The following is an 8,989-nucleotide window of genomic DNA, read 5'->3' on the forward strand; positions in this document are numbered from 1 at the left end:
TTCTATTCTTAAACGTGGGCAAGAGATAGAGTCCGCTTGGCATTCTGTCAATGAGAGGAAATTTTTATGGCGAAGCGAATTTTGGTCGCGATGGTTGTTGGTCTTTCAATTTGGTCCCCGGTGTATGCGGCGGAGGACAAGTCCGATCCCGTTGTTGCCACCGTTAATGGCGAGGAAATCCGCCAGTCTCACGTGGATACGTTTCGCGAATCCCTACCTGCGGAAGCCAAGGCGTTGCCCCCTCAAACCCTGTTCCCGATGATCGTGAACAGCATGGTGGAAACCAAACTCGTCGCAGCAGAGGCTCGGCGAAAAGGGATGCATGACAATAAGGCCTTCAAAAGTCGGATCGTTCGGATCGAAAATGAACTGCTGCAAGCCCAGTACATGAAAATTTTTATGACTGAAAATTTGACCGAGCAGTTGATGCAGGAACGCTACAAAGACCTCGTCGCCAAATCCCTTAATAGTGACGAAGTCCACGCCCGCCATATCTTGCTGGGCTCAGAAGCGGATGCAAAAGGAGTCATTGCAGCACTTGATAAAGGGGGAGACTTCGTTGCCTTGGCGAAGAAGAAATCAACCGGACCCTCTGGGCCGAATGGCGGTGACCTCGGATTTTTCAAAGCAAGCGATATGGTTGGACCCTTTTCCAAGGCGGCTTTCGCCATGAAAAAAGGTGAACATTCAAAGACTGCGGTGAAAACGCAATACGGCTGGCACGTGATTTTAGTGGTGGATCGACGCAAGGGGGCAGCACCCGGCATAGAGGAGTCTCGGGAAAAAATCGTAGCAGAAATTACCAGAGACCTGAGGACCGAGCTTATGAAACGCCTGAGCGCCAAAGCCGACATCAAAATCTTGGACGGTTCCGGACTGGACAAAGCACCAAAGACGAAATAGGAAAGCCCCTTATTAATATAGGTCTTTTGTATGGGGTTTGAGAAATGAGCAAGGTGTCGCCTCTGGCGCCCAAAAAGTTTCCAGAAATGAAGCCGTTGGCCGGTGTTAGGTTGGCGGCAGGGGCGTGTGGTCTGCGCTACAAGGGCCGGACGGATTTAATGCTGGTGGAACTTGCGCCTGAGACCACGGTGGCAGGCGTTTTCACGAAATCACTCACCGCATCGGCACCCGTCGATTGGTGCCGCAGTGCGTTAAAAGGCGGACATGCGCGGGCCTTGGTGGTGAATTCAGGCAACGCCAATGCCTTCACCGGTAAATTCGGCATCGCCGGTGTGGAAGAAACGGTTGAGGCCGCTGCTGATGCTCTGCCATGTCGGCCAAGCACGGTCTTCGTTGCTTCAACCGGCGTCATTGGCGAGCCGCTGCCCACAGGAAAAATCTCTGCTGCCCTTCCGGGGCTGAGGGAAGCCTTGGCGGATGACGAATGGGCGGCCGCTGCTGGCGCGATTATGACCACCGATACCTATGACAAGGGTTCCACCCGTACTGCCAAAATCGGCGATGCGACCGTGACCATCAATGGTTTCGCCAAGGGCTCCGGCATGATTGCACCGGATATGGCGACCATGCTGGGGTTCATCTTCACCGATGCGACGATTCCAGCGGGTGTGCTGCAAGAAATTCTGGCCCCCATAAACGAACGGTCATTCAATTCCATCACTGTAGACAGCGACACCTCGACCAGCGACACGGTCTTGTTGTTCGCAACGGGGGCAGGCGCTGACCATGAAGCCGTGAGCACCGTCGCCGATCCGCAATTAAAGGATTTCAGGGAGAAGCTGGAAGAAGTCATGCTCGACCTCGCCCATCAAATCGTTCGCGATGGTGAAGGTGCTTCCAAGTTTGTGACGGTCAAGATAACTGGGGCTGAAAGTGCCAGGGCAGCACGGATCATCGGATTGTCGGTTGCCAATTCCCCCTTGGTGAAGACGGCAATTGCAGGTGAAGACGCGAATTGGGGTCGGATCGTCATGGCCGTCGGCAAAGCCGGGCAACGGGCTGACAGGGACAAACTCGCCATCAACGTTGGTGGCACCCAAGTAACCGAATTCGGCGGTGCCGTCGATGGATTTGATGAAGCACCGATTGCCGAACACATGAAGGGCCAGGAAATAAACATCTCCATCGATGTCGGTATCGGCAACGGCGAAGCCACAGTCTGGACCTGCGACCTAACCCACGAATACATTTCGATCAATGCCGACTACAGGTCCTGATTTAGGCTGTCTTCAAGTTGAAGCCCGTGAAAGGGCGGCGGACCTGTCTGTCATTCTTGTCGTTGCTGCAGCCCTGGTGGACATAGATGGCCGCGTACTGCTGGCCCAGCGGCCCGAAGGCAAGGCGATGGCAGGGTTATGGGAATTCCCCGGTGGCAAAGTTAACGACGGAGAATTGCCTGAGGTAGCCCTAATCCGCGAATTAAAAGAAGAACTCGGCATCGACGTCACCGAAAGCTGTTTGGCGCCGATTACCTTTGCGTCGCACTCCTACGATGATTTTCATCTCTTGATGCCGGTCTTCGCGTGCCGGGTTTGGAAAGGGGAGGTCGCAGCGTTAGAAGGCCAGGCCTTAAAATGGGTGCGGCCCGTACGGATGGTCGATTATCCGATGCCGCCGGCTGATGTGCCTTTGATTGCGCTGCTTAGAGATTTGTTATGATAAGAGATTTATTATAAGCGATTACATGCACTTATAGTGCATATTGCCGTCGCGGTCGTGACCGATCCAGACGGCTTTTTTGTCTTCGTCTTCACAGTGTTCGTCGGCCGCAGGTTTGGTCGTGACGTTATTCACCGCCGCGTCGTAGCCGATTTTAATCTTAATTTCGTTCTCATTATCTTCGACGATGTCACCGTGGTCGGCGCAGGCCGCTAAATACAGCGCAGCGGCGAGGAGAATTGTCAGACGGGTCATTGGGCGTCCTCTCAAGTGGGGGTGCTTGATTAAACCTAAATTCATGCGATAACCGAGCCTAACAGCGATTCATTAAGACTTGATTATCGAGGAAGCTAAATTATGGCGGAGATTAAAAAGGTTACAGCCTGCCTGCTGATTGTCGGTGACGAGGTGCTGAGCGGACGAACAAAGGACGCGAACCTCGCATTTTTGGGCATGGAACTGAACGAAATCGGCATTCGCATGTCGGAATGCCGGGTCGTGCCGGATGAAGAAGATGTGATTGTCGCGGCGATCAACGAAGTCCGCGCCCGCTATGACTACATTTTTACAACTGGCGGCATCGGCCCCACCCATGATGACATCACGGCGGCCTGTGTCGCCAAAGCTTTCGGCGTGGAACTGCATCGCCACCCGGAAGCCGTCGAAATCTTTCTCGAACACTATGCACCCAAAGACATGAACGAAACCCGTTGGAAAATGGCGGAAACGCCGATTGGGGCTGACCTGATCCATAACCCGGTCAGCCGCCCGCCCGGGTTTAAGATGGAAAACGTCTACGTCATGGCGGGCATTCCCAGAGTCATGCAGGGTATGTTCGGCACCTTCAAGGACACATTGGAAGGCGGCGATAAACTGCTCAGCCGCACCATCCCCACCCACGCCAAAGAAGGCGACATGGGCAAACCCCTCAAAGAACTCCAAAAAAATCACCCAGACGTGGAAATCGGCAGCTACCCGTTCTTTCAAGCGAACGGCGGCACAGGCGTCCGAATCGCCCTCCGCCACCCCGACATGGCCCGGATCGACGAAGTCGCGGAAGACGTGATTGCGCTGATCCACGACTTAGGCGAAGAAGTTGTGGATGAGGGCTAAAAACATAAATTGATGTTGGCAGTTATCACCCGGAGAATGCTATAAGCCGGGTTCCCAATTCGCGGACGTGGTGGAATTGGTATACACAACAGACTTAAAATCTGTCGGGCTCACGCCCATGCCGGTTCAAGTCCGGCCGTCCGCACCATTTACTTTCAATGACTTAGGCAATTTCTGCGCTTACTATACAGGGCGGAAAATAAGGCGCGTGTGTAATTCCTGTATAAACGTGTCAGGAACGTTGGGGTGTGCGGGCGGGCAATTGTTCTAAATTGGTTCCGCTTTCCATGCGGTCTAATGCACGATTTATTGCCGCCTCTTGAGGGTGCGCGTATCGCAATACCATTTGTAGGCTCTCATGCCCGGAAAATTCCTGGATCGTCTTTATGTCGGCTCCGGTTTCGGCTCGGCGGGTTATTGCCGTATGCCTCATAATATGGGGAGTGACATCGGTTGGCTGAAAGTGACGACTGCCGCCAGAGCACATTGTTCCCGGAATAACTGGCTAGTGCTGTTTGCGATTCTCATGGATTAGGTATGCTCTCGCTCTACCCCCTATAAGCAGACATCATGACGAAATATATCTGCTATCCATTGCGTAGCGCATAGCCCTTCCCACGCAGACAATCGTGCTGAATATTTTTTCATGCAGATTTCTTTCTCATGGAATTTTACAGCAAATCGGCATCTTGGGGCAGGGATTAATTTAATCTATAAAATTCACAGGGGTTCTTTGTTAGGCCTAACTTGCTATATTAATTATAGCCTGAAGGAGACCGTCATGATTACCGCCGTTGTAAAAATTAAAAAGCCTGACACCCTTACTCTGGAGCAATATCAAGAGAAGGTCGGTGCCATCGCCAGTGGGTTTCAGGCTATACCGGGCCTTATCCGCAAGAACTTCCTATTCAGTGCGGAGGAAGGCGTTGCAGGTGGCGTTTACACTTGGGAAAGTCTAGAGGCAGCAAAAACCTGCTATTCTGGGCCATGGTTGGAGAACATCCGCAATATGTTCAACGTTGACCCCGAAATTACCTACTATGATACGCCGGTCATTGTCGATAACGAGGTGGGGGACATTAAGGTCGGGGGAGGCGTTGCATAGCACTTGGTTCACGGACCATAGCTATAGGACAGTATCTTTTCCTCCGTTAAACTACTTTTCCCTCAACCTAACCCCAGCCCCCAACCCCCAACCCATTCCCTCGTCTTGATTTCAATCAACAATTTAACCAGGTTTTGTTGTATAATTAGGACCTAAATTAATTCTAAGGAGGATTGATTCCCCTATGCCCCAGGAAAACCGCAGGAAATTAGAACGTAGAGTTAACTCGGATTGCCAAAAGGCCGAACGGCGTTCAGGTGTTTTAAGAAGAATAATGCCCGACCGCCGAAAGAAAAAATACAGCAGTTCGACGGGTGACGGAGATAAACGGATGCTTAAAGATCGAAGGGTCATTCCTGACCTTCGCATGGATGGCGACCGACGCTTTGCAGAAATCCGCCGCCGGTACAGTGACAAAGTGGATTATTCCTACCATCATTAACGCTTTAATCTCCAACTAACTTTGGAGGCAATCCGTGCCGTTCGTAGAGTGGTCAAACAACTACGCCACAGGGATCCCCCGCATCGATAAGGATCACCGTAGTTTATTCATGCTGATTAATAATCTTCATGACAAAGCCGCGCAGGGCTTCCCCGATGAGTCTGTAAAAGCCACGATTGATGCACTAGTTGACTATGTTGAATATCACTTTACCAATGAAGAAGACATTATGGACCGCTGCGGTTATGACGACATAGAGAGCCATAAGGCGGGGCACCGAAATCTTCAACGTCTATTGGAATCGTACAGACTGTCCTATTTAGACGATCCAAAGTTATTCGACGTCGCAGGTTTCGTCGAATTCCTAAAACAATGGCTACAAAGTCACATCCTCACGTCTGACATGGCATACATCCCCTATGTTCAAGGACTCATTGAACCCGATGACAAATAGCCTGCCCACCCCAACCCATTAGGATCAACGAACACCGCCCCTAGAATATTCAACGGTTACATATCCTAACTCAATGGCGCGTTGCAGTGCGATGAAAGCGTCCCGGGCCTCCTCAAACCCACGGCGACACTTTTCAAGGTCGTCAATTTCCACATCGCTTTGTAAACCATCCAAAGGTCTCTTATCCGCGAAATCAAAGGCAGCCGTAATATATTGTGCCCGTAACTTTGCAATTTCTACCGCAAAAGAAACAATTCGTTCCGATGTAATGGGCGCAACGTTTTCATGGATTATTTTATTATTAGTAAGGCGGATCTCATGTTCAGTTTCGCGTAAGAAGCGTTGGTTCTTTTCTAAATCTTTGTCTAAGTCCATGGCTACCTCCAATGCCAAATAATAAGTGATGGTCGCCGAACCTAAATTTGGCGTGTGCGCACCTTTCCGCAACAGCGGCACTGGTCGCGCTCGACGCCCCCTCTCTCACCGAACCCGAATGTTGCTTCGATGATTTGGTAATCATGAAGTCCCAGATGGCAAAGTAGCTGATTGATGAGTGTAAGGATGTCCATCTGTTTATACTGCTGGGGCATGGATTATACTCCCTTTTGCCATTACCGGTTAGGGTCAGAAACAGTCTAAATCAGCACCCTCAAACTAGGTCCGCATTACCCTCGTAAATAGCGGACATTATATTCAAGCTATAGGGCTAATAACACGAAAGCCCCGAGTCTTTCATCGGGGCTCTCCACTGGCGCTCGAAGCGCCGCCCGGTCAGGACCGCCGAGCCTCATGATTATCAGCTTGTCTTTCGACTTTGCTGTTTGGTGGTGTCAGTTTTTTAACCTCCGTCTCAGTTCGTAACAGTGGGTTCATTATAGGGGAAATATTTACTTTCACATTGACCTAGGTCATGGTGGCTAGGATTTATTTTGCCCTATAGTTTAGTTGGTCTTGAGGTGGAAGTTCGGAGGGTGCCAAATCATAGAATAGCAAGCGGAGACATACTCGATGCGAACTCGCCGGTTCCATGACAGTGTCGTCAGAGGCTTATTCTTTCAAAACCAGACATTCTCCTAATTCACCCCAAGGCCACAATTTTTTTCCCGAGACCACCAATTTTCTCCAATATCCGGTATTGCTTTTATTCCTCCCTCAGCCGCCTCCCATTCGCCAACCTATTCGTCTGTAAAATGAACAGAAAATGTGCTATAATATGTGGTCTTCGTGGGAGTGTCATTACCACCTAATCGCTGCGGAAATTTCAAGATGGGTAGATACGTTCTAACCTTCGTCGCCGGGATGGTTTTCTCTGTGGCCCTGACTGTATTGGCCACGGATTATTCATTCCACGGGTTTAAGGAAGCCTCCGAAGAGGCTTCGTGTGAACAGCTGACGGGACTCGTCCCTGTTTGCATGAGGGAGCAAGAACCAGCGACTGCAAAGGAAAATTTAGAGCCGGAGTCACTGGCGGTAGAATTCCATTCTGAAAACTAGTTTTCCTTATGGAGCAAGGGAGACGGAGATGACAAAGTTTGGTGTTAAGTGTTTTGAGCACGCAATATGGATTGAGGGAAGCGATACAACTATTGAGGCCGAAAACGAGTTAGCAGCGGCGGAGATGGTTTGCGGTGAATCGCTCGTGGAAGACGGGGGTGCTGAAAGCTTAAGGGCACAAGTATGGATCGACGATTCCCCCGGTATAAAAAAGCTATTTTATCATGCCCCCGCCAAAATAAGCTCAAGCTAGGTCTAATTCTTCCTCAACCTCACTCCGCCCCCAACCCGTTCGGGTCTACGAACAATGCTCCGGCGTCCTCAAGTGCTGCCTGTATCTTCTCCAGTATGGTGCCGTACGGCTTGGTCTTGCCACCTTCAAAATCAGATAGCGTCTTTATGGCAACGTCCGCTAATTCACATAGCTTGTCTTGCTTCATATCCAGAAGACTTCGTGCTGCCTTGCACTGACCGGGAGTGATTGTTTCATTGCCGATGCTGAACAGTTGGAGGCGGTCGCATGAACAACCAATCGGAATGACCAAGGTCAAGGGTTTTGAGCAGCAAATTTCGTATACTGCTATCGCACCCAACCATTACTGGAGGAAGCCGATATGACAGATGGTCGACGTTTAAGTGATAGGATCGTGTCTGCTCATAAACTGGCCTGCGAGGAAAACATAAAGACCATCTCTTCGTTACTCCTTGAGGCTTTGGAAATAGACCTATCAATGGTCGGTGGCAAACATCCAGATCGCCGGATACGGGCGAAACAGTACGAAGAGGCCTTCGACCTGCACCAGGAAACGTTTGGCACATTGAAGATCGAACCCCTGTGATTCAGTTATGGGCAGATACTGAGGATATGGAATAAGGGGCTAACACAGATAAGCTCGAAGTATTCATAATTTAACTTGATGCCGAGACGCGTGGAGAAAACGATGTACAAAAATATACTAATTGCTACCGATGGATCAGAACTAGCTACTCGAGGCCTCTCCCACGGCCTCGAACTTGCTAAGACACTCAACATCCCAGTCACCGTCGTGACGACAACTGAAACATGGTCTGTGTCCGACATTGCTCGTGAAACGGAGCATAGAAATCCTAACCCTATAGCGCAATATGAAGACATCGTAGCAGAGGCATCAAAATTAATATTGGCTTCGGCTAAAGAAGCGGCAGAACAACTCGGCGTTTCGTGCGAATGTGTGCACGTTGCGGATAGGCATCCAGCGGAAGGTATTTTGGAGACAGCGACTTCGAAAGGCTGCAATCTTATTGTAATGGCATCACATGGGCGACGTGGTGTAAAGAAGGCTCTTCTTGGAAGTGTTGCAAACGAAGTTCTTAGTAATAGTGCAGTGCCGGTCTTAATCATAAGATAGCAAGGTTGGTATTCCAGATGGCTCCCACCCAACGGCATCGCGATGTGGAACAATGCTGCAAACACGCCCAAGACATGTCTAATATTAGAATCCTCACCCTCGGCTATTAGGCGAAATTTTATACTGCCTTCAATAATGACGGCTTTTCTACGGTGGTCTCAATTGATCGGCACCAACAATCTAACGACCCGAAAGGCACAAAAAGAAACCGGTCCCTAAATGGGGCCGATATACCGTGCGCGTAGGATAGCGGTTGAAGGAACGGCAGCGGCCAAAGAGGAAGGTGATAATTATGGGTTATCGGTATGGCGTGAGATTAAAGTTGTGCTGACGGACAATTCTAAAAATAAACCATAACTTAGGCGTTGTGC

General features: G+C 50.2%; 16 protein-coding genes and 1 tRNA gene. 12 read left to right on the top strand and 5 right to left on the bottom strand.

The window, feature by feature from the left end; genetic code table 11:
- The first annotated feature begins 66 nt into the window (after positions 1-66).
- Genes HOM51_17910 through HOM51_17920 form a run of 3 tightly spaced genes read left to right on the top strand, consistent with a single transcriptional unit; the run spans position 67 to position 2,622 of the window.
- The gene (locus HOM51_17910; GenBank protein MBT5036393.1) at positions 67-903 is read left to right on the top strand and encodes a peptidylprolyl isomerase; all 837 of its coding nucleotides are present in this window, start codon (positions 67-69) and stop codon (positions 901-903) included.
- A 44-nt stretch (positions 904-947) separates the two neighbouring features.
- Positions 948-2,180, top strand: coding sequence for a bifunctional glutamate N-acetyltransferase/amino-acid acetyltransferase ArgJ (argJ, locus tag HOM51_17915; GenBank protein ID MBT5036394.1), 1,233 nt, complete (start codon positions 948-950; stop codon positions 2,178-2,180).
- Positions 2,161-2,622, top strand: coding sequence for a (deoxy)nucleoside triphosphate pyrophosphohydrolase (locus HOM51_17920; GenBank protein MBT5036395.1), 462 nt, complete (start codon positions 2,161-2,163; stop codon positions 2,620-2,622). Before argJ ends, HOM51_17920 begins: the two co-directional genes overlap by 20 nt.
- Positions 2,623-2,643: 21 nt before the next feature.
- Here HOM51_17920 and HOM51_17925 read toward each other — a convergent pair whose 3' ends face one another.
- Positions 2,644-2,877 carry a hypothetical protein gene (locus tag HOM51_17925; protein ID MBT5036396.1) on the bottom strand — a complete coding sequence of 78 codons (234 nt, stop codon included), beginning with the start codon at positions 2,875-2,877 and terminating at the stop codon, positions 2,644-2,646.
- Between the two features lie 102 nt (positions 2,878-2,979).
- Here HOM51_17925 and HOM51_17930 point away from each other — a divergent pair, with 102 nt between their 5' ends.
- A complete protein-coding gene (locus HOM51_17930; GenBank protein ID MBT5036397.1) occupies positions 2,980-3,735 on the top strand; it encodes a competence/damage-inducible protein A in 756 nt (251 codons plus the stop codon).
- A 61-nt stretch (positions 3,736-3,796) separates the two neighbouring features.
- Positions 3,797-3,883: transfer RNA gene (locus HOM51_17935), tRNA-Leu, on the top strand.
- An 84-nt stretch (positions 3,884-3,967) separates the two neighbouring features.
- Here HOM51_17935 and HOM51_17940 read toward each other — a convergent pair.
- Entirely contained in the window at positions 3,968-4,222 is a 255-nt protein-coding gene (locus tag HOM51_17940; GenBank protein MBT5036398.1) for a tyrosine-type recombinase/integrase, read from the bottom strand.
- A 294-nt stretch (positions 4,223-4,516) separates the two neighbouring features.
- Here HOM51_17940 and HOM51_17945 point away from each other — a divergent pair, with 294 nt between their 5' ends.
- From HOM51_17945 to HOM51_17955, 3 genes are all read left to right on the top strand, one after another.
- Positions 4,517-4,840 carry a hypothetical protein gene (locus HOM51_17945; GenBank protein ID MBT5036399.1) on the top strand — a complete coding sequence of 108 codons (324 nt, stop codon included), beginning with the start codon at positions 4,517-4,519 and terminating at the stop codon, positions 4,838-4,840.
- Positions 4,841-5,114: 274 nt separating this feature from the next.
- Positions 5,115-5,282 carry a hypothetical protein gene (locus HOM51_17950; GenBank protein MBT5036400.1) on the top strand — a complete coding sequence of 56 codons (168 nt, stop codon included), beginning with the start codon at positions 5,115-5,117 and terminating at the stop codon, positions 5,280-5,282.
- 34 nt (positions 5,283-5,316) lie between these two features.
- Positions 5,317-5,736: a hemerythrin family protein gene (locus tag HOM51_17955; GenBank protein MBT5036401.1), complete on the top strand. Its 420-nt coding sequence runs from the start codon at positions 5,317-5,319 to the stop codon at positions 5,734-5,736.
- A 24-nt stretch (positions 5,737-5,760) separates the two neighbouring features.
- On the opposite strand, the gene HOM51_17960 is transcribed toward HOM51_17955, so the two are convergent.
- Together HOM51_17960 and HOM51_17965 are read right to left on the bottom strand one after the other, a co-directional pair.
- Positions 5,761-6,111 (bottom strand): hypothetical protein, encoded by a 351-nt coding sequence (locus HOM51_17960; GenBank protein MBT5036402.1) that lies wholly within the window; start codon positions 6,109-6,111, stop codon positions 5,761-5,763.
- 41 nt (positions 6,112-6,152) lie between these two features.
- Positions 6,153-6,326, bottom strand: a complete 174-nt coding sequence (locus tag HOM51_17965) for a hypothetical protein (protein ID MBT5036403.1) — start codon at positions 6,324-6,326, stop codon at positions 6,153-6,155.
- A gap of 676 nt (positions 6,327-7,002) precedes the next feature.
- On the opposite strand from HOM51_17965, the gene HOM51_17970 reads away from it, so the two are divergent.
- Together HOM51_17970 and HOM51_17975 are read left to right on the top strand one after the other, a co-directional pair.
- Positions 7,003-7,230 carry a hypothetical protein gene (locus tag HOM51_17970; protein MBT5036404.1) on the top strand — a complete coding sequence of 76 codons (228 nt, stop codon included), beginning with the start codon at positions 7,003-7,005 and terminating at the stop codon, positions 7,228-7,230.
- 28 nt (positions 7,231-7,258) lie between these two features.
- A complete protein-coding gene (locus HOM51_17975; GenBank protein ID MBT5036405.1) occupies positions 7,259-7,483 on the top strand; it encodes a hypothetical protein in 225 nt (74 codons plus the stop codon).
- Positions 7,484-7,502: 19 nt separating this feature from the next.
- Here HOM51_17975 and HOM51_17980 read toward each other — a convergent pair whose 3' ends face one another.
- Entirely contained in the window at positions 7,503-7,781 is a 279-nt protein-coding gene (locus tag HOM51_17980; GenBank protein MBT5036406.1) for a helix-turn-helix transcriptional regulator, read from the bottom strand.
- A 63-nt stretch (positions 7,782-7,844) separates the two neighbouring features.
- On the opposite strand from HOM51_17980, the gene HOM51_17985 reads away from it, so the two are divergent.
- Together HOM51_17985 and HOM51_17990 are read left to right on the top strand one after the other, a co-directional pair.
- Complete coding sequence (locus HOM51_17985) at positions 7,845-8,069, top strand: hypothetical protein (protein MBT5036407.1); 225 nt, start codon at positions 7,845-7,847, stop codon at positions 8,067-8,069.
- A gap of 102 nt (positions 8,070-8,171) precedes the next feature.
- Complete coding sequence (locus tag HOM51_17990) at positions 8,172-8,618, top strand: universal stress protein (protein ID MBT5036408.1); 447 nt, start codon at positions 8,172-8,174, stop codon at positions 8,616-8,618.
- Positions 8,619-8,989: the final 371 nt, after the last annotated feature.

The organism is Rhodospirillaceae bacterium (assembly GCA_018660465.1).
Classification (GTDB): Bacteria; Pseudomonadota; Alphaproteobacteria; order Rhodospirillales; family JABJKH01; genus JABJKH01.